This window comes from Rossellomorea sp. y25 (genome assembly GCF_038049935.1).
Classification (GTDB): domain Bacteria; phylum Bacillota; class Bacilli; order Bacillales; family Bacillaceae_B; genus Rossellomorea.
The window spans coordinates 1,044,014-1,064,058 of sequence record NZ_CP145886.1; the positions used below are offsets into that span (position 1 = coordinate 1,044,014).

The 20,045-nt window shown below is 43.8% G+C and carries 19 protein-coding genes; 9 read left to right on the forward strand and 10 right to left on the reverse strand.

Annotated features, from left to right (window positions below; all coding sequences use genetic code 11):
• The first annotated feature begins 2 nt into the window (after positions 1-2).
• The 3 genes from AAEM60_RS05230 (at position 3) to AAEM60_RS05240 (ending at position 4,178) form a co-directional block, all read left to right on the forward strand.
• A complete protein-coding gene (locus AAEM60_RS05230; protein WP_341357602.1) occupies positions 3-1,616 on the forward strand; it encodes an ABC transporter substrate-binding protein in 1,614 nt (537 codons plus the stop codon).
• Between the two features lie 65 nt (positions 1,617-1,681).
• Positions 1,682-3,187 (forward strand): glycoside hydrolase family 32 protein, encoded by a 1,506-nt coding sequence (locus AAEM60_RS05235; RefSeq protein ID WP_341357603.1) that lies wholly within the window; start codon positions 1,682-1,684, stop codon positions 3,185-3,187.
• A gap of 22 nt (positions 3,188-3,209) precedes the next feature.
• A complete protein-coding gene (locus AAEM60_RS05240) occupies positions 3,210-4,178 on the forward strand; it encodes a carbohydrate kinase (RefSeq protein WP_341357604.1) in 969 nt (322 codons plus the stop codon).
• A 39-nt stretch (positions 4,179-4,217) separates the two neighbouring features.
• Here the strand turns inward: AAEM60_RS05240 and AAEM60_RS05245 are convergent, their stop codons facing one another.
• Positions 4,218-4,994: a putative hydro-lyase gene (locus tag AAEM60_RS05245; RefSeq protein ID WP_299745771.1), complete on the reverse strand. Its 777-nt coding sequence runs from the start codon at positions 4,992-4,994 to the stop codon at positions 4,218-4,220.
• 475 nt (positions 4,995-5,469) lie between these two features.
• Between AAEM60_RS05245 and AAEM60_RS05250 the strand changes: the two genes are divergently transcribed.
• Positions 5,470-6,405 carry a cupin domain-containing protein gene (locus AAEM60_RS05250; protein ID WP_341357605.1) on the forward strand — a complete coding sequence of 312 codons (936 nt, stop codon included), beginning with the start codon at positions 5,470-5,472 and terminating at the stop codon, positions 6,403-6,405.
• 98 nt (positions 6,406-6,503) lie between these two features.
• Here the strand turns inward: AAEM60_RS05250 and AAEM60_RS05255 are convergent, their stop codons facing one another.
• From AAEM60_RS05255 to AAEM60_RS05270, 4 genes are all read right to left on the reverse strand, one after another.
• Positions 6,504-8,330 (reverse strand): M6 family metalloprotease domain-containing protein, encoded by a 1,827-nt coding sequence (locus AAEM60_RS05255; RefSeq protein WP_341357606.1) that lies wholly within the window; start codon positions 8,328-8,330, stop codon positions 6,504-6,506.
• Between the two features lie 429 nt (positions 8,331-8,759).
• A complete protein-coding gene (mce, locus tag AAEM60_RS05260; protein WP_341357607.1) occupies positions 8,760-9,185 on the reverse strand; it encodes a methylmalonyl-CoA epimerase in 426 nt (141 codons plus the stop codon).
• 117 nt (positions 9,186-9,302) lie between these two features.
• Positions 9,303-10,085, reverse strand: coding sequence for a YibE/F family protein (locus AAEM60_RS05265; RefSeq protein WP_341357608.1), 783 nt, complete (start codon positions 10,083-10,085; stop codon positions 9,303-9,305).
• Positions 10,082-11,221: a YibE/F family protein gene (locus tag AAEM60_RS05270; RefSeq protein WP_341357609.1), complete on the reverse strand. Its 1,140-nt coding sequence runs from the start codon at positions 11,219-11,221 to the stop codon at positions 10,082-10,084. The genes AAEM60_RS05265 and AAEM60_RS05270 overlap by 4 nt, the downstream gene beginning before the upstream one ends.
• A gap of 393 nt (positions 11,222-11,614) precedes the next feature.
• Between AAEM60_RS05270 and AAEM60_RS05275 the strand changes: the two genes are divergently transcribed.
• Positions 11,615-11,941: a four-helix bundle copper-binding protein gene (locus tag AAEM60_RS05275; RefSeq protein WP_299745788.1), complete on the forward strand. Its 327-nt coding sequence runs from the start codon at positions 11,615-11,617 to the stop codon at positions 11,939-11,941.
• Positions 11,942-11,991: 50 nt separating this feature from the next.
• Here AAEM60_RS05275 and AAEM60_RS05280 read toward each other — a convergent pair whose 3' ends face one another.
• Together AAEM60_RS05280 and AAEM60_RS05285 are read right to left on the reverse strand one after the other, a co-directional pair.
• Positions 11,992-12,675: a response regulator transcription factor gene (locus tag AAEM60_RS05280; protein WP_299745791.1), complete on the reverse strand. Its 684-nt coding sequence runs from the start codon at positions 12,673-12,675 to the stop codon at positions 11,992-11,994.
• A gap of 18 nt (positions 12,676-12,693) precedes the next feature.
• On the reverse strand, positions 12,694-14,055 hold the full coding sequence (locus AAEM60_RS05285) for a HAMP domain-containing sensor histidine kinase (RefSeq protein ID WP_341357610.1): 1,362 nt from the start codon (positions 14,053-14,055) through the stop codon (positions 12,694-12,696).
• Between the two features lie 177 nt (positions 14,056-14,232).
• Between AAEM60_RS05285 and AAEM60_RS05290 the strand changes: the two genes are divergently transcribed.
• Entirely contained in the window at positions 14,233-14,823 is a 591-nt protein-coding gene (locus AAEM60_RS05290; RefSeq protein WP_341357611.1) for a YdhK family protein, read from the forward strand.
• A 357-nt stretch (positions 14,824-15,180) separates the two neighbouring features.
• Here AAEM60_RS05290 and AAEM60_RS05295 read toward each other — a convergent pair whose 3' ends face one another.
• Positions 15,181-16,203: a serine hydrolase gene (locus AAEM60_RS05295; RefSeq protein WP_341357612.1), complete on the reverse strand. Its 1,023-nt coding sequence runs from the start codon at positions 16,201-16,203 to the stop codon at positions 15,181-15,183.
• A 216-nt stretch (positions 16,204-16,419) separates the two neighbouring features.
• Between AAEM60_RS05295 and AAEM60_RS05300 the strand changes: the two genes are divergently transcribed.
• The 3 genes from AAEM60_RS05300 (at position 16,420) to AAEM60_RS05310 (ending at position 18,883) form a co-directional block, all read left to right on the forward strand.
• A complete protein-coding gene (locus tag AAEM60_RS05300; RefSeq protein WP_341357613.1) occupies positions 16,420-17,037 on the forward strand; it encodes an HAD family hydrolase in 618 nt (205 codons plus the stop codon).
• Positions 17,038-17,185: 148 nt separating this feature from the next.
• A complete protein-coding gene (locus tag AAEM60_RS05305) occupies positions 17,186-18,388 on the forward strand; it encodes a HAMP domain-containing sensor histidine kinase (RefSeq protein WP_341357614.1) in 1,203 nt (400 codons plus the stop codon).
• 204 nt (positions 18,389-18,592) lie between these two features.
• Complete coding sequence (locus AAEM60_RS05310) at positions 18,593-18,883, forward strand: general stress protein (RefSeq protein WP_341357615.1); 291 nt, start codon at positions 18,593-18,595, stop codon at positions 18,881-18,883.
• A gap of 133 nt (positions 18,884-19,016) precedes the next feature.
• On the opposite strand, the gene AAEM60_RS05315 is transcribed toward AAEM60_RS05310, so the two are convergent.
• Entirely contained in the window at positions 19,017-19,532 is a 516-nt protein-coding gene (locus AAEM60_RS05315; RefSeq protein WP_299745810.1) for a DUF3231 family protein, read from the reverse strand.
• Between the two features lie 244 nt (positions 19,533-19,776).
• Positions 19,777-20,025, reverse strand: coding sequence for a YueH family protein (locus AAEM60_RS05320; protein ID WP_299745813.1), 249 nt, complete (start codon positions 20,023-20,025; stop codon positions 19,777-19,779).
• Positions 20,026-20,045: the final 20 nt, after the last annotated feature.

Consider the following 20,045-nt stretch of genomic DNA (forward strand, 5'->3'; position numbering starts at 1 on the left):
TAATGGGGAAAAAGACGAAGACAATGTCGGTACTACTGATGTCAGGCATGCTCCTGGCAGCGGGATGCAGCAACAACAGTGAAAGTGCTTCTTCTGAGAATTACGAACTGGAAAATGTGAAGTTTCCGTTGGAGGAACAGGTGACACTGAAGATGATGACGTCCAGTTCACCGCTCGCTCCGGATGATCCGAATGAAAAGCTGATTTTCAAAAGGCTGGAGGAAGAAACCGGAGTGAAGATCGACTGGACAAATTATACAGCAGGAGAAACCTTCAATGAAAAACGGAACTTGGCGATAGCAAGCGGCGAGCTTCCCGACGCGATCATGAATGCGGGATACAGTGATTACGAATTGTTGAAGCTTGCAAAGGATGGGGCGATCGTACCGGTTGAGGATCTAATAGATGAGCATATGCCCAACCTGAAAAAGGTCCTGGACAATGCGCCTGAGTATCGATCGATGATGACGGCACCGGACGGACATATCTATTCCTTCCCTTGGATTGAAGAGCTGGGTTCAGGGAAAGAAAGTATCCACTCCGTCGATGACTTCCCTTGGATCAATGTCGAGTGGCTAAATAAACTGGGGCTTGAGATGCCGAAAACAACCGATGAACTAAAACAAGTCCTGAAAGCATTCAAGACGCAGGATCCAAACGGAAATGGAGAGGCAGATGAAATTCCGATGTCATTCATCATCAATCATGGCGGTGAAGATGTGTCCTTCTTATTCGGCTCGTTCGGATTGGGGGAAAACTGGGATCACACCGTTGTCACGAATGACGGAGAAGTAAAGCTGACGGCAGCGGATGAAGGGTATAAGGATGCCATCAATTATTTGAATGAGCTATATAAAGAAGACTTAATAGACGTAGAAGCCTTTGAACAGGATTGGAATACTTACTTGTCCAAGGGAAAAGAAGGTCGCTACGGAATGTACTTCACATGGGATAAGGCCAATATCACGGGGATGAATGACAAGTATGACCTCATGCCTGCCCTTGAAGGACCGGATGGAACGAAGAATGTGACAAGAACCAACGGCATGGGATTCGACCGTAACAGAATGGTGATTACTAGTGCGAACGAGAACCTTGAATTGACGGCGAAATGGATTGATCAGTTCTATAATCCGCTTCAATCGGTTCAAAATAACTGGGGAACCTACGGAGATGATAAACAGCAAAACATCTTTGAAATGGATTCCGCAACCAATTCATTGAAGCATCTACCTTTGGAAGGCACTGCGCCTGTCGAGTTAAGGGAAAAAACGTCTGTTGGAGGGCCACTGGCCATTCTGGACGAATACTATGGAGCTGTTACGACGAAACCGGATGATGCTGCCTGGAGACTGGGGCTGATGAAGGATGTCATGGTACCGGATATGAAGGCAGAAAATATCTATCCTCGAGTATTCTTCTCCCTTGATGAATTAGATAAGCTTTCAAAGATCGAGACCGATTTACTTTCGTATGTGAAGCGGAAAAAGGCCGAATGGATCACGAATGGGAAGGCCGATGAAGAATGGGCAGATTACCTGAAAGAGTTGGATCGTCTCGGATTGCAAGAGTGGCTGAAAATCAAGCAGGATGGGTATGACCGAAATCAATCTTAATCAAATTGCTGGCTGCACCTTGCATGAGCAAGCGTGCAGCCTTTCGAAGGTAAAGGAGGATCCTTATGACAAATCCGTTTAGAGAAAAAACAAACCTATATTCAGAGGCACACCGGCCACAATTTCACTTTTCACCAAAGGAAAAGTGGCTGAATGATCCCAATGGGATGGTCTTTTTTGAAGGTGAATATCATCTGTTCTTTCAATATCATCCACACGGAACCACGTGGGGACCGATGCACTGGGGACATGCAGTCAGTAAAGATTTAATTCACTGGGAAGAACTGCCGATTGCTCTTTATCCTGACGGGCACGGTGCCATTTTCTCCGGAAGTGCCGTGGTGGACTGGAAGAATACGTCGGGGTTCTTCGAAGGGGAGAGTGGGGGACTTGTCGCCATTTATACAAGTGCTGATACGTATCCGGATTCCGAACGCCCGAGGCAGAGGCAAAGTCTTGCCTGTAGTCGTGACAACGGCCGGACGTGGGAGAAATACGGGGGGAATCCGGTCTTGTCTGATGAAGACATCACCGATTACCGGGATCCCAAAGTATTTTGGCATGACGACTCTGAACGTTGGGTGATGGTGCTCGCGACCGGTCAAACCATTACCCTGTATACATCCGCCAATTTGATCGACTGGGAGTTCGCAAGTGAATTTGGTCAGGACGAAGGGGCACATTTCGGAGTATGGGAATGCCCGGACCTGTTTCCCCTCATGGTGGACGGAAATCCAGATCATATGAAATGGGTGATGCTGGTAAGTATAGGCGACAATCCCGATTACAAGGAAGGGTCAAGGACCCAGTACTTTGTAGGAGACTTTGATGGAAAGACGTTTACCAACTGCCATGATGGGGACACCATTCTCTGGCTTGATTATGGACGAGACAACTATGCAGGAGTGAGTTGGTCCGATATTCAAGAAAAGGACGGCAGGCGCATCTACCTTGGATGGATGAACAATTGGAGATACGCAAACCAGGTTCCTACTGAAACGTGGAGAGGTGCCATGACGCTTCCAAGAGAGCTGACCCTGGTTACGACTTTAAGTGGAGTCCGTCTTTTGCAAAAACCTGTCACAGAGTTTAAGCAAATTAGAAAAGAAACAAAGGTCAGCGAGCAAATAAAGCTTTCGGAAGAGGAATGCCATTCGATTGAAGTGGATCATGCATTAATGGAATTGAATCTGGTTGTAAAGCTGGATGATGCAAAGGAGATCAACCTTGATCTCCATCATTCAGCAGAAGAGAAAACGAGTATTCGGTATGAAAGGTTCACCAATACGTTATCTGTCGATCGGACGCAGTCAGGAATAGACGGCTTTTCGGATTCGTTCTCCGGCATCTCGGAGGGGCATGTGGAATTAATGGAGGATAAGCTCATTCTTCAGCTATTCCTGGATTCATCCTCTATAGAGGTATTCGCACAGGAAGGCCGTTCCGCTTTCACCAATCTTATCTTTCCGAAGGGAACGGATACGACCCTTTCATTGACGGCTATTGGAGGAAAGGCGAATGTTGAACAACTATCCCTTACTGAACTCTCTTCTATCTGGAGTAAGGAATAGGAGATTAAAGGAGCTTGGAAAAATGAATGAACCCACTATTCTGTGTATCGGAGAATTACTCATCGATTTCTTTTGTACAGACATTGATACAGACCTGACTAAAGGACAACACTTTTCTAAACAAGCAGGAGGAGCTCCCGCCAATGTGTGTGCGACCATTACCACACTTGGTGGCAAGGCCCGATTCCTAAGCAAAGTAGGAAATGACCCATTTGGCCATTTCCTGAAACAAACCATGATGGATCTTACCATGGATGATTCTTCGATTATCGTAGATGGAAATCATCCAACGACGATTGCTTTCGTCTCATTAAAAAAAGATGGAGAAAGAGATTTCGTGTTTAATAGAGGGGCAGACGCCCATCTGACAGAGGAAGAGCTGAATGAAAGCCGCTGGCGGGACTCATCCATCATTCACTTCGGCTCAGCCACCGCTTTACTGGATGATCCCTTTAAATCCGCTTACTTATCCTTTATCCAGAAAGTCAGAGAAGAAGGGAAATTCGTCTCCTTTGACCCGAACTTTCGAGCAGACTTATGGAAAGATAACGTGCGTGCCTTTATTAAGCTGGCAGAGGCATGCGTAAGAAATGCTGACTTCGTCAAAGTAAGTGAAGAGGAATGTAAACTCATTTCCGGATACTCCAATCTTTCAGACGGAGTCAACTGCCTCCATAGAGTGGGGGCTCATGCGGTAGCCGTCACCTTAGGGAAAGATGGGACCCTGATTTCAAATGGAAAACAATCAGCCGTCGTACCAAGCGTTCCCGTTCATTCCATCGACTCAACAGGGGCGGGGGATGCCTTTGTTGGGGCAACCCTACATCAATTCAATCAACACCAAAATCCCCTCGACCTTTTGGACGATATTGAACAACTAAAGAAAGTCATCAGCAATAGCAATGGCGTAGGGGCAGAAGTCTGTACAAAAATGGGAGCCATTAGCGCCATCATGGGACTGGGGGACAGGCACCGTGTCCCATCAGGATAAGCAAAGGGACGGACCTCTATCCAGAGGTCCGTCCCTACCTTATTTCTCTTCATTCAAATAGTCTTCATTCTTCCAGTCCGATACAAACATACATCCCGGAGCGTGGGTAATCATGTAGGGAATCTTTGCGTGGAGGGCTACTGCTTGAGGCGTCACACCGCAAGCCCAGAACATAGGGGTTTCCCCATCCTTGATCCCGACAAAGTCACCATAGTCTGGCTGTGTTATATCCCCAATGCCTATTTCACCAGGGTCGCCGATATGGACAGGAGCCCCATGCATCTTAGGAAATAACGAGGTGATGTCTGTTGCTTTCTGTACGAGGTGATCGGGAATCGGTCTCATTGAAACCACCGTCGGACCTTGGAATACACCCGCTTTTTCCGTCTGGATGTTTGTCGTATACATGGCGACGTTCTTATTCTCCTCGATATGACGCAAAGGAATCTCACCCTTGATCAGCTGACTTTCAAATGTAAAGCTGCAACCGATGAGAAAGGTGACGAAATCATCTCTCCAGACATCATCGACTTTCGTTTTCTTTTCAACCAACCGGCCATCCTCATACACATGATACATGGGTATATCCGTTCGAATATCTGAACCCTTCGCGTATCTGGATTCGAATTGACCTGCTTCCAGCACTTCGACGATGGGGCAGGCTTTAGAATTTCGGGTGGTGAACAGTAAAAAATCAAAAGCATATTCTTTAGGGAGAACGACGAGATTGGTTTGGACATAATCCTGGCAAAAACCGGATGTATGGGTTTGGTGCTTTCCGTTCCTGATGTTGGTTCTTAGCTCAGATGGCAGCATGGAATCAAACTTCCTTTCTCTTACTTAATGTGTTACGAATAGTAAGAATATTATAACATAGTGATGGGGCAGGCTTTGGCCACGAAAAATGCTAACGAGAATTAGGGCCGTGATGAACCCTTTTCTGTAGCTTACGATTGAACGGCTACTTGTTTTCTCTTCTCCTATTCATTAAGTACATAATAAAAAATCCAATAAATACTCCAAAACTATATAAAAGAATAAAGGACAGCTCCTGTTTTCCTATGAAATACAATCCCAGGAAGACGACAATTCCAACAAGGAAAGAAAAATACCAATGATTCATGATTGTCACCTCATTTTAAATTTTTTAAAATACTAATTTTTCCAAACTAGGTTATAGTACTATACCCGATCGATGGATTACTAACCTGGAATGTAGGCATGGGTAGAAGCACATCTCTTACTGCACCGCATATGATAACGTGGTAAAAACCTGAAAGGAATGAACAGTATGTACAATGTTCCGATGTCTTATCCAAATCATACCTATGCGAATCCAACGTTTCATAATAACGACTCCATGCTGAGAAACGGACAGGAGAATCACCAGCAGCTAGTGGGTGTCCTCCTTAATGGAATCCAAGGAAAAGCTTCATCTGCGGAGTTTTATGGCCGGTTAGCGAGTGTTGCACCGAACCAGGATCACCAGCACAACCTCCTTCAAATGATGGAAGACGAACAGCGACACTGGTGGCAGTTGACCAATCTGTATACCTCCATTACTGGAAGTCAGCCTGTTTACCAGGTCGAGAGTATTCCATTTTGTTCCTACCGGGAGGGACTGCAGAGAGGATACCAAACAGCATTAGAGGACTATGAACAGTTTCGGATCGGCTGCCTGCAGGCGCAGCATTCACCTGCGTATGAAGTTCTCCTGAATACGTGTAAAGATGAATGGGAGCATGCGAAGCGATTGAGTCATCTCGGGGCAGATGCGGACCAGCGATTCACATTGAAGGATTATGGTCCTGCGCCGTTTGTGGTGAACATCGACGAGGCCACCGTCCAGAATGATACGTTCCGAACGGCCTTATGGACGGGAAAACATCTTCAGCTCACCTTGATGAGCATCAATCCGGGCGAAGATATTGGTCTCGAAATCCATCCTCATCTTGATCAGTTCCTGCGCCTTGAACAAGGGCAGGGGATCGTTCGAATGGGAGATCGGCAGGATAATTTATATTTTGAGAGAGAAGTAGAAGAGGACTTTGCCATCGTCATTCCTGCAGGTACGTGGCATAATCTGATCAATACGGGTGATACCCCGATTAAGCTGTATTCGATTTATGCGCCACCGCAGCATCCATTCGGGACGGTTCATGTGACGAAGGCGGATGCGGAGGCTGCTGAGGAAGCGGCACATGGGCGTTATTACTCAGGGTATTGATGGTCATAAGGGACGGTTCTACTTTCAAAAAGAACGATACTTTGTCTTAAAAAAACCTGAGCCCTTGATTTTGGGCTCAGGTTTCAAAACTTTCGTTATTATCTCTTCTTTTCATTCGTGCTGTAGTAGAATTTAGCAGTAATGGACCCATCTTCATTCTCTACGATATCTGTTACATGAATTCCTGAATCAGCTGGCGTTGAGCCATTGCCCTTCCAGAAATAATACGACCCCGTGTGAACATTTCCGGAAACTGGTGTCAGTTTATCCCCGGTTTTGAAGAAGTCACCGGAATCTCCACGATTCACGTTTTTCTCGAGATCATAGTTTCCATCCGATTGAAGAACAGATAGACCATAATGAGTGACAACTGTTCCGTCACTTGCTGTTTGAGTTTGATTATACTGGAATCGCTTATTCATCCAGTTCTCCACATTGTTTGGACGGAAGCCCGCTGTTTGATAAAGATTGATGATGTTCTCATCCACATGCCATGCTACCAAACCGTGTGAGTCTTCACCTTGACGGACTAGACCTTTGTTGAATCCGTCTTGCTGAACGTTTTCGAACAAGAAATACTCAGTACCGTTTGATCCCGGTACTTCCATTTTAACGATTCCATTATCGGCAGAAGCTTTGTTGATTGGTGGTAAGGTGATTTTCTGAATACCATCTTCAGGTGCTACATTTTTCGGTTCTGCCCATCCTAAGAAAATCTTGGAGAACGGATCAAAGTGTGTCGGTGAGTTTCCAGAGTAGGCTGGAGCATTTGGAAAACGCATCCACGAGCCGCCTGCCATCATGGAGTAGTTTCCAACACCTTCGGATGTATAAAGAGTGTCATAGAAATCCGGTAAGCCAAGGGCATGTCCGAATTCATGGGCGTATACCCCGGTTTGGGCAGGATAAGGTCCTTGTTTCAATTCATCTTTATAACCGTCCGTGGCCATATCATATCCTGCAACATTTCCGCCGATTCCTGGCTGGATGTTATAGTTATTAACCACAACTCCATCGTACGTCATATCTTCTACAACCGTTTTATTTATCCATTCTCCTTGACTCATACCTGCATAGACATCTGCAGTTTTACCCGTTTCATAGTACTTCCCATAATAAAGGGCACTTAATAGAGACCATTTATGAGACCAGAACTGTGCCGGGTCACGGCTGAATTCAGCCCCTGTTCCTTCATGGACAACGAAGATATTTGGAACTTCTCCATTTTCGGCATACTTTGAGAAATCAATCTGATCGTCTGCAGCCTTTAGAAGATCCCGGATGAATTCACCTGTGTGGGCGTCGCCATTAGCATTTCCATTTACGTATTCATCGTTTTCAGCATATGTACCTTCCTGGTCCAAATAGTAGGAAGCACCTTTTGGCAGCTCAACCCATGCAAAATCAGTATTTTCTTTACGTACCAGGTTAACTTTCCCATAACTGGATTCTTTGTAAGCATTTTGCATTGTACGGTCTTTCGGTACGTCTTGGCTATCATATTGCTTAAATACATCGAGTTCATATGGATTATATTCATCTCCAAAAATTAAATCCTCATAGTATTTCGCTGGAACTTGACCCTTCATGTCACCGATTGGCTCATCACCATCTTTGTACTTGGCTAATAAAACAAGTACTGGCACATCACCAGTAGCCTCTTTATAAGCGACATGATGATCCCCAGCTTGTTGGAACTTTGCACCATGACCAGCGATTTTTTCAGCGGGATCCGCTTTTGATACATCAATCCCTAACTCTTTCGCCTTTGCGGCCAGTTCAGGAGACGCACCCACATAATGGGCAAGACTTAAATCATATTTGCTGGATTCCTTTGCAGGGCTATCACCTGCTTGGAAGCCTGCCACAGCAACACCCCCGGCTATAACAAGAGATAAACCAGCTTTAGATAGAACTTTTAACAAGAGCACCACTCCTTTATATTTGATACAAATTAAATATATCAGAATAGTCTGTCAACAAATAGTTGAATTATCCTACAAGTTTCTACAACTATTGCATGTAAAGTTGAGAACAATAAATATTCTACAAAGAAAGACACAAGTATTAACACATGCTTCCATTTCTGTCTGCTTTTATTGATGGTTTTTGTCTAATATTGTAAAAATATTTTGAGGGAAAAGGATGAAATAGGGGAGACGTGTAGGATTCCCGAAAATTAAGAGTCATTTTAAGAGGGACATGGGGACAGGTTCGTTGTCCCAGGCAGTAGGTTCTGTGAAACAGACAATTGGGACACGGAACCTGTCCCCATGTCCCGATATCAGACGGTGGCCGTTGAGGTGACAAAAAACCCATTGAACGCATGAGGAGTCCAATGCGTTTTTGTTTGGCTAGATATTTTCCCCATCGGGATAATCACAGTACTCAATGATCGTGCCTTCCGTATCAGCAGGGTTCAAGTAGATCAATCTCCTGCCATGCTTGTTGATGCGAAGACTATCCTCCAATGTGCGGATCCCCTGATGCTTCAGTTCTTCGAGAGCGGCATCGAGGTCATCCACACGATAGGCGATGTGATGGACGCCCTTGCCTTTTTGCTTGATGAACCGTGCGATGGGTGATGTATCATTATTTGTCGGCGCAAGTAATTCGGTTCTCGCACCGTCCACCTCCATGATGGCAATTTCGCTTTCGACACCCTTGGCATCGCTTCGATAGCGGTCGATCAGCTTGGCCCCTAGAACCTTCTCGTAAAAGTGGATGGTATCTTCTATGTTTCTTACAGCTACTCCAATATGGTCGATTGTCTTTTTCATGCTCATTCTCCTAAAGTCTTATCAGTGTAGGTGCTATCTTACCATATCTATTCGATGACGTGAAAGAATCGGTTCGCATCTGCTTTTTTAGTAGAAGTTTCGATCCTGAAAAAATTCTCACCGTTCAATCCTGTCATTCGACTCGCTTCTCCGCTTCACCAAAAAGTAAGCCGTGATCCAGGAAGTGACCGGAATCGCGAGGGCAACACCGATCCCCGCTGAACCGATGAAGATCATTTCGGAACTGAATACTTTGGAATTCACGATTTCCCCGATTGAGTAGGATAAGTCCTTGAACCAGATCAGCAGCCCCATATAGCCTCCGAAGAAAGCAAAAAACAGCGTATTCGTGCTGGTTCCAAGGATATCCCTGCCAATGCTCAGCCCCGAGGAGAATAGATTTTTTCTGCTGATGGTGGGGTTGTGATAGGCGATTTCACGCATGGGCGAGGAAATCGAGATGGATAAATCAATGATGGCACCGATCGTACTCATGATAATCATGGATGCCCCGATTTTCACAAAGTCCACTCCGACAAATAAGGAAAACGCCCCGATTTCCTCGGTTTCCTCTTCACTGAATCCCTGGATCATCGCCTGATCCGTCAACATCAGGATGAAGAAGAGCAGTAAGCCGGTGGTGATGATCGTCGAAAGAAAGGCTGTCCCCGTCTTGATGTTGATCTCACTGATGAAAAACAGGGATATGCAGCTGATCAGGGTGCAGGCGATCAGCGTGAGGATGATTGGATTCATATTTGGATCATTCATCAAAATGATGGTGAAAAGAAGCACGCCGAAGTTCAGGAATAGAGCTACAAAGGAGCGTGCACCTTTTTTTCCACCAATCGTGATCATTAAGATGAAAAGGATGGCTGCGAGATACAGTTGTACAGTCATGCTCTAGCCTTCTTTCTGTTAACAAAAAAGATGGATGTATAGATGGCGATCGGGATTGCTAGTACAATGCCGATTCCCCCGGTCAGTGCCCTCGCCATTTCCAGTGAAAGATTCATGGAAAGGGTGAAACCGAGTGGAGAAGCATTTTTGAAAAAAAGAATGAGCATGGGAATCGCCCCGCTGATATAGACGAAGAACAAAATATTCGTCATCGTTCCCATGATGTCCTGGCCGATATCGAATCCCGACTTCCTCAACGCTTTGATGGAGATGTCGGGATTCTTCTCGTACAGTCCGAAGATGGACGACGATAGGGTGATGGCGACATCCATCACCGCTCCCAAGCACCCCACGAGTATCCCTGCCATGAACACCATTTCATATGGACGGGTAAGGAATTGCATCTCCTCGTAACGGAGACCGTTTCCGGAGGTGAATCCGACCACAACATAAGCAATCAAGAGTGTCATGAACGTTCCAATCAAGGTCGCAACAACTGCTGCATACGTTTTTTCATTAAAGCCATTGACGAATAAAAGGGATATACCGGTAAATAAAATCACCCCGATGCTGCATACTGCCAACAGGCTTATATCCTCTGAGTTCAGGTAAATATCCAGGGCATAGGACAGGATGACGGCATTGACTCCAAGGGTGATCAGGGAGAACAGCCCCTGCTTCTTCCCGACCACTAATAAGAGCAGGATAAAAACCCAACCGATGATCATCATGTATGTATCCCGCTTGACGTCTTCTATGTTCCCGGCCAGCTCCGTCGTTCCTGCTGAAGATGAATCGATACTTACGAATAATTCGTTCCCGGGGTGATATTCCTGATCAGTGGCCCCTGAGGAAGAATATTCATTGGTTAAAGTGATCATCTCTCCCTTTTGAACCCCGTTCTTCAATTCAGCTATGACATGCTGGGAGTAGAGCTTATCCTTATTTCCATTCATATCCTCCATTTCCGTCGTTTCCACAATCTTCGTACTGATCACTTCGGCAATCGGTCGATCATACCATTCATGATTGTGGTAGACGAAATAGAGGGAAGCGGCCACGCATAGTGTGAGGGTGATGTATATAAAAAGATGTTTGGAACTCAAGTTTTTGCGTTCAGTGATTTGTGCAAACAACCATCCATACCTCCATGATTTAAATCAAAACTAGTATATGTATGGGATGAACTAAACAAGCTCATCCACCTGGTCTTCCATTGGTTACTTGCATTAATGGAACGAGCATTTATTCATTATTCCATAAAAAAGACGGTTAATCAAAAGAAGGGACGGACCTTGTGCGTTCATAAGAAAGCATGAGGTCCGTCCCTGTTTATTAAGTATGTTCCTTACCTAATACAAGGTGCGTTCTTCCAAGATGCCCCTGTTTACCCCCTATTTTTGCAGAAGTTATGCAAATAAAAATAAACCTCTTTGTTTATAAAAAAATGTACCTTATCCGTTTATTGCAAAATGAACGGGATATAGTAAACGTGTAGGAAATACTTAATCTTAAAGGAGGAATTCAAATTGTCACACGAACAATACCAATCGGCCATCAACGCACTCCATGAATGTATGGTGGCGTGTAATCATTGTTACGATTCTTGTCTAAAGGAAGAAGATCTCAACATGATGAAAGAATGTATCCGGTACGATAGGGAATGTGCGGATATGTGTGCATACTTAGAACAATCCTTAGTAAGAGGGACTCCATTTGCGTCTGAGCTTGCCAGAGTGTGTGCTGCGATTTGTGAAGCATGTGGGGAAGAATGCAAGAAGCATGATCATGATCATTGTCAGGCATGTGCCGATGCTTGCTTCAAATGTGCAGAAGAATGTAAGAAAATCGCCTAAAGGAAATGAACATAAGAAAAGATCAAAGGACAGGGAGCCTTTGATCTTTTTTATGTTTTCCACTGGTAGCCGATGCCCCATATTGTTTTCAAATGATGTTCAATGGGGAAGCCTGCTTTTTTCAGCTTTTCCCTTAAATTCCTGATATGGGAATCCACGGTTCGGATATCGGTCGTGGAATGGATATCCCATACCATGAGAAGGAGCTGTTCCCGGGTGTATACCCGTTCAGTGTTCTTCATCAAGGAGTGCAGGATTTTATATTCTTTTAACGTCAGAGGGCTGATTTCATTTTCATATTTTAACGTGTAGGAGTCTTCATCCAACGTAAAAGCCCCTCTGGTCAAGTGATGATCCTCTACTTGGTCATACTGTTTGATCCTTCTGAATTGAGCGTTCACACGTGCGACCAGTTCCCCTTCGTCAAAGGGTTTTGTGATATAGTCATCAGCCCCGGCGTTTAAGCCTTTAATGACGTCATCCTTATCACCCCTGGCCGTTAACATGATGATGGGGACGTTTGAAAACTCCCTGATTTTTTCACAGGTTTGAAAGCCACTGAGCTCAGGCATCATGATATCCAATATGACCAGGTCTACGGAATGTTTTTTAACAGACTGAATTGCGTCATAGCCGTTATTTTTCTTTTTGCATACATACCCGTGAGGCTTCAGATAAAGCTCCAGCAGGTTCAGCATCCTTCTTTCATCATCGATTAATAAAATGGTATTCACCAGACTGACCTCCAAGCATCACAGAATAATGTTGATCGATGTTCCTTTATTTCGTTGACTTTGTATTGAAATTTGACCGCCGTGTGCTTCCACCAGTTCTTTGACAATGGATAGCCCGAGACCGGATCCGCCAAATTCCCTGGAACGTGATTTCTCCACCCGGTACATCCTGTTGAATACCTGTGGAAGTTCATCCGGTGGGATTCCCATTCCCTGGTCGTTAATTAGGAGGTTCATATTCCCTGATTCGTTTCGCTCAACCGTCACTTCAGTCGTTGAATGCGGGGGCGAATGTTTTAGGGCGTTATCCAATAAGTTCATGACGATTTGTTCAAGTCGAATGGGATCGGCATGGAACGGGAAATCCTCCTTCACAGTCAAAATGAGATCGATTCCCTTACTTTTAAAAACAGGAGCAACCTTGTTGATGACTTTTTGATAAAAAGAGCCCGAATCGATGGTTTCAGTTTGAATGGAAAAATTGTTTTCATCAATCTTTGCCAGCTCAAATAAATTTTCGATCAACGTCAGGATGGTTTTGGATTCTTCTTGGATGATGTTCAGATATTCTTTTCGTTCAGATTCCGGGATGTCCTCTCGAAGAGCCACATTGGCATATCCTTGAACATATGTCAGGGGGGTTCTGAGCTCATGAGAAATATTCGCTAGGAATTCAGTACGCTCCTGTTGAATGGTCTCTAGATCTGTCGCCAGCCTCTGAATGGAATCCGATAGATCCCCAAGTTCATCCTGACCGAGTTCCGGAAGTTTCACCTCAAAATTCCCTTTGCTCAATTTTTCCGTCGCCTGCTTCATTTTTAACAAGGGACGCGTCAGAAGTTTCGATAGGAGAAAATGGATCCCCGTTAAGATGATGAGACTAAGTATTCCTGCGAGAAGGAAATGGCTGTTCAATTGGCTGATCAGGTTCCGCAACGGTGTGGCGCTTTTGAACATATAGACATATCCTTCGTTCCGTTCACTTTCGAAGGATGTAACGGTAGATAAATAATTCATATCCTTCCAATTTGATTCGATGACCCTTCCTTCACGGGTCAACGATTCAGGGGTGACTTGGATTAGTTCACGCATCCCATCCGTTAATACACGTGAACCAATGATGACGTTATGGTTTTGATCTGTGATCACAACTTCCGTTTCCGTTTTGGATTCCATGAGGGCTATGTGGTGGAGCGTCGTTTCCGAATAACGATCCTCTAACACATCACGATGACTGTTCCCCCGTGATAGAATCGATTGAAATTCTTCCTCGATCCGTGTATCGATGATATTGTCATGTAGATAGAGCATCAATAACCCTTCCATCACGAGAACCGCAATCGTGAAGTAGAGGGCTAACTTTGTTGAAATTTTCTTCATAGTAAAACCTCATTTTGTCATTTCCTTTATTTTACCGAAAAAATATGAAAAAACTATGCACAATGCTTCAAGCCTGAAGGCATTTGTCATAAATCTTTCATGATTTTCTCGCATTTCTCCATATAATTTGCAATTTTGCGGGATAAACTTTAATTCATAAATGAGAGGAGGACTACCATGACTCAAAATAGTAAAAAAACGATCCTATTACTTTTTACAGCACTGTTTCTCCTGTTGGGTGCCTGCTCCAACAATGAAGAGGATATGGGACATGAAGACGGAAATGACCAGGAGATGAAGGAAGAAATGGACGGGATGGACCATGATGACATGGATCACTCAAGTTCAGGAGAAGTACCTGAAGGCTTGAAGGAAGCGGCGAATCCCACCTATGCAGCAGGAAGTAAAGCCATCATCCAAGATGACCATATGGAAGGGATGAAGGGAGCCGAAGCCACAATCACAGGTGCTTACGAGACCTTTGTCTATACCGTTTCCTATACACCAACCACTGGCGGAGAAAAAGTGGAAGATCATAAATGGATCATTCATGAAGAAATTGCCGATCATGGTGAGGAACGTTATTCATCTGGGGATGAAGTCGTCCTAAACGCCGATCACATGAAAGGGATGGAAGGCGCGACCGCGACAATTGATTCCGTTGAAGAGACGACGGTGTATATGGTGGATTTCACACCAGTAACAGGTGGGGAAGAGGTAAAGAATCATAAATGGGTGACAGAGAGCGAGTTGTCACCGGCTGAATAAAGGTTGTTTAGTAAATCTTAATGCATGAGCTTATTCTAAAAAAGGATAAGCTCTTTTTTGTGCAATAAAGAATTGAAGGAATCTTGAATATTTGAAATAATTAGGAGGGAAGGGGGAATACCCATGAGCCTTACAAAACGGGTGTTGGTCCTATTAGGGTTAGTTGATGCAGTACTGATCATCATGTATCCTATGGATTACTACATCCTTTTCTTGAGACCACGGGATACGTATTTCCGATAATTTTAATATGGGGAGGTATGAGATATTTCACTTGAAGCTGTTGGAAGAAAAGAGGCTCCATCGTTCTTCTTTGTTACTGGAAAGCCGGACGATGGAACCCTATTTTTAATGCACTCAGATTTCAAAATAACCTTCAATCGATTTCGTCACTTCAAACGGGCCAGATTCTCTATTAGATGGAATTGCCAGCTTCAAGTCAAGTGCAGGGTAAAATGAGGCGCGGAAACTGACTCCGGGATCATAGCCCATCACATGAAACTTGTAGATCTCCTCATTCCTTTGATTCATCCATATTCCATACCCGTAGTGCACTTCTCCATTCACATGGACATGAGGGGTCAGCAGCTTCCCGGTCGTTTCTTCATTTACCAGTTTATAAGAAAATAAAGCTTCCCAAAGGCTCATCATGTCTGATGCTGTAATAAACGCACCGCCGTCAGCCCCGCCTTTTACAGGAATTGAATAGAGGTTGGTTCTCCATGTATTCTCTTCCTCTATATATCCGACTGCCGTGTTGGAAGGAAGGCAGTCCAATGAAAAATAGCCAGAGTGGTCCATGCCTGCTTTATGGAAAATCTCAGATTCTATATATTCTGTAAAAGACTGCCCTGTTTGCTGTTCAATGATCAATCCCAATAGGATGAAACCTGCATTATTATAATGAAATCGATCACCGGGAGTGAATTTCATCTGACCGGATTGAAAGAATGGCAGGAAATCCCGTAGCGATCTCATGTGATAAACTGGTGTTTCTTTCCATAGCTCTTCAAAATCAGACATCACTTCTTCATCAAAATAATCCGGAATGCCTGATGTATGTGTCAAAAGATGATGGACGGTCACACGGTCATCAAAATGAGGAAAGTCGATATCCAAACAATCCTTTAGACGAGTGTCAAAAGAGAGTGCCCCTTTTTCAACCAATTGGGCTATTCCTATGCTCGTAAATAACTTACTCCCGGAGGCAATTCCGAATCGTGTAGTCGGTTTGTTCGGAAGGCGATCAGATCGGTTCGCATAGTCACGGGCGCTTTCGGATACAACTTCTGTCCCTTGTTTAACTAGGACGACACCAGAGAAGTCGAGTTCTTGACAGCTTTGATCAATTAGATTACGCAGCTCGGTATGTTTGCTCATTGATTTAACCTCCGTTATAGTCTATGACTCTACAAATCATTTTTTATTACATATTAACATAAATTTCCTTTGTGGGACATCGGGGACAGGCACCATGTCCCACTACTCAAGCTAACGCCTGTAGTGTTTAGGAAATAACCCTATCCCTGAAATTTCTGCTATACTACATACAATGACAATTTTTCCCTAACAAAAAACGAATTGGAGGAACCGATCATGGACAGCATCATCTTCGACCTGGACGGCACACTTTGGGACCCAATAGAATCCGTACTGGAAGCATGGAACAACGTCATCAACGAACATAACCAGTTAAAAGAAGGCATAACAAGGGAGCATCTTGAGGGAACCATGGGGCTTCAAATGAAGGAAATCGGGAAGAAATTGTTCCCTGAATTGAACGAAGAGGAGCGGGAGCAGCTACTGAAAGATCTGTCCAGTCATGAAATCCCGCACTTAAGTAAGCATGGAGGGAGTCTCTATAACCATGTGGAAAAGGTGCTTGTAGAGCTGTCGAAGAAGTCCAAGCTGTTTATCGTGAGCAACTGTCAGGACGGATACATCGAGGCCTTTTATGACTATCATGGACTGGATAAGCATTTCATCGATTATGAGAACCCCGGCAGAACAGGTCTTTCAAAAGGTGAGAATATTAAGCTGATCATCGAACGCAACCATTTAATTGACCCAGTATACGTAGGTGATACAGAAGGGGACCAAAGGGCGGCAAAAGAAGCAGGGATTCCATTTATCTATGCCCGCTATGGATTTGGGGAGGCGAAAGAATACACCCAAGCCATTGATTCATTTGATGAGCTGCTGAATATTTTCTGATCATGTTGAGGAGGGACGGACCTTGTGAAGGTCCGTCCCTCCCATTTTAATTGATTTCCATTATTGACTATTCCCGATTTTTGTAAGATAGTTACTATGTCCTGTCATAGAATGACAGAAATAGAGTTTTCTAGTGGGAGCATTTCTAATGAAAGAATTTAATGGCCGATTACATAAGAAATACTATTATATGATTGTTTCGTTGATCATCGTCCTGATGATAGCGGGTTTACTGGTGGATAATCCGGTCAATTCACGATTCGCGGTGCATGGAGTGATGATCGTGATCATCTCTGGCTGTCTATTGATTTATCCTTGGTATGAGAATGCGTGGATGAGATATATGACGGTCATTTCGTCGACCGGTTATTTTTACACCCTGTTTTACTTGTATCCGGAAACCTGGTCGGGGTTTATTTTACTTTGTTTTATTCCTGCTTTTTCGATTCTCTTTTTTGACAAGAGGCTTTTTTATTTTTCGCTTGTGATCAATTTTGCTTTCATTGCCTTTACATTCGGTTATATCGGGTTCGTGGATAAGGGGCAGGATTATCCTTACATATACACAGATTTAGTAGGGAATGTGGTGAACTTCCTGGCAAGTCAGGTCCTGCTGTATTTTATCTTTCATTTAACGAATCTGCGGATTCAGAAGCAGCGGGTTTACTATGAACAGGTGCAGCAGGCGGAGCGGATGAGGACGACTGGTCAGCTGGCGGCGGCTGTCGCCCATGAAATCCGGAATCCCTTGACCGTGGTGAATGGATTTCTTCAATTTTATGTGGAAAATCCCGCATTAAGTCAAAGCCAGAAGCAGAATTTTTCCCTTATGATCAATGAACTCGATACGGCGGAGCATGTCATTTCACAGTTCCTCTCCGTTTCAAAGCCCGATCAAGGGGAGAAGGTGGACAACGTTGATATTGAACTGGTTCTGCAAGATGTAACGGAACTCCTCAACATGTACGGTTTGTTGAATGATAATGGCATTGATCTCAACGTGGAAAAGGATTGTCATGTGGCGGTCAATTCTATTGAATTTAAGCAGCTTTTCATCAATCTAATGAAAAATGCCATCGAAGCTTCCCCGCATAGCGGGTCCGTTAAGGTGACGGCTACCAAAGTAAAAGGCCATGTCTGCATTCGAATTATTGACAACGGACGTGGAATGAGTCAGGAGGAAGTGAAAAACCTCGGTACTCCTTTCTATTCCTTGAAGAGTAAAGGAACCGGCCTGGGTCTTATGATTTGCTTCAACATTGTGGAGAAATATAAGGGGACCATACACTTTGACAGCGAGACGGGAAAAGGTACGACGGTTACACTTCGGTTTCCGCTTGTTGACGTGTAAGTTTAAATGATAACAATAGCAAAACGACCTGTTCCAATAAAGGCAGGACGTTTTGCTATTTTAGTTAGCTGAATTCGACGGTATAAATTAATTTACAAAAATGTTAAAATCTCCAAAAAATCGTTTAGGAAGATCCTTTCGAGGTATATAACGAGTGTACAAACGTACACACCACTTTTACTAAACTTAAGGAGGATTTTCATTATGGCAAACAGTAACAGCAACAACAGCAACAAAAACAGTAGCAACAACAATGACAACAACAGCAAAATGAGTTACGAAGAAGCAGGCCGTAAAGGCGGAGAGAAAACAGCCAGAACCCATGATAAAGAATTCTACCAAGAGATTGGTGAAAAGGGCGGAGAAGCAACCTCAGAAAACCATGACAAAAAATTCTATCAGGAAATTGGAGCAAAAGGCGGTAGTAATTCCAGCAACTCCAATGGTTCAAGCAACTCAAGCAGCTCAAACAGCCCAAACAACAATAATAACTAGATAATAGTTAGGGAGAGGGATCTTACGTTAAATAGATCCCTCTTTTTTCTTTCTATCCCAGTTTGGCTTTAGAATTAGGGAAATGTAAAAGACCTGTTAGACGAACAGGTCTTTAACAACTGAATTCAGATCATCAATCACAATGTTCTTGTTTGTTTTTATGAAGGGGCGGCGGGATTAACCAGCCTTTTTCTTTGTTTAATTTGAGTACTTTAGCCCCTAATTGAGCTTTTTGCATATGGAATTGTCCAAACATCATGGCCACATCTTCACGAATACATTGACCGATGGCCGTACTGCAAGCAACTAATCCAGCAGCAATATTGGTTGAAAGTGCTCCTGAGATAGCAGGGTCCGGCATACGGGCACCTGTTGGAATGTCATCGAGACACGCCTGTGGCGGTTCTGGAGGGGTAGGCGGTAAGCCGATTCCATTTTCTTTAAGCAGGGTTTCAATTTGTTTTGCCTCTTCCTGCCCGGCTTCAATACCTTCTTTAAGTAACTTCTTAAGATCTTCATCCCCGGCGTGGTTCAGTTGAAGCTGATAACCAGCAACCGCATTTTTAGCTGAGAATAAATAGTTCCATGTGCTGAATACTTCACCATAATGCATTGGTTCATCTTTTGGATTTCCACTTAAAATACCCATAAACATCCTCCTGAAATTCATTTTGTGTGCCTCCTTCCTGCTTTGAACGCACAATTTATATATTCTCCCAAAATGATAAATGAATTCATCCGAGTCAGGTTAAATCAACAGTGTGAGTTAAAAAGTATCGGATCAACTAAGAGAAGAGATGTCGGAGAGAATGACACATATGTTGACGGTTACTTAAAAGGCTCCTTTCTAATTTGAACAAGAAAAAAACAGCAAATAAATTTGCTGTCGTGTATCAAAAATGGCTTTGAACTAACTTTTCGATAGCTGTTACCAATTCGTCTGTATCCCCTTGGAACATATGGAAATTAAGTGAGGATTGAAGTTTTGTACTTTGAATTCTGATGTCATCCTTTTGATTGAATTCTGCAGACCAATGGATTGCTGGTATCGATACGATAAATCGTTTGTCGGGAGTTTTATGGAGATAAACTTCAGCCAGTTTGTTTCCGGACAGATTGATTTTCTCATATGAGGTAATCATGACATCACTCATTTCAGGTT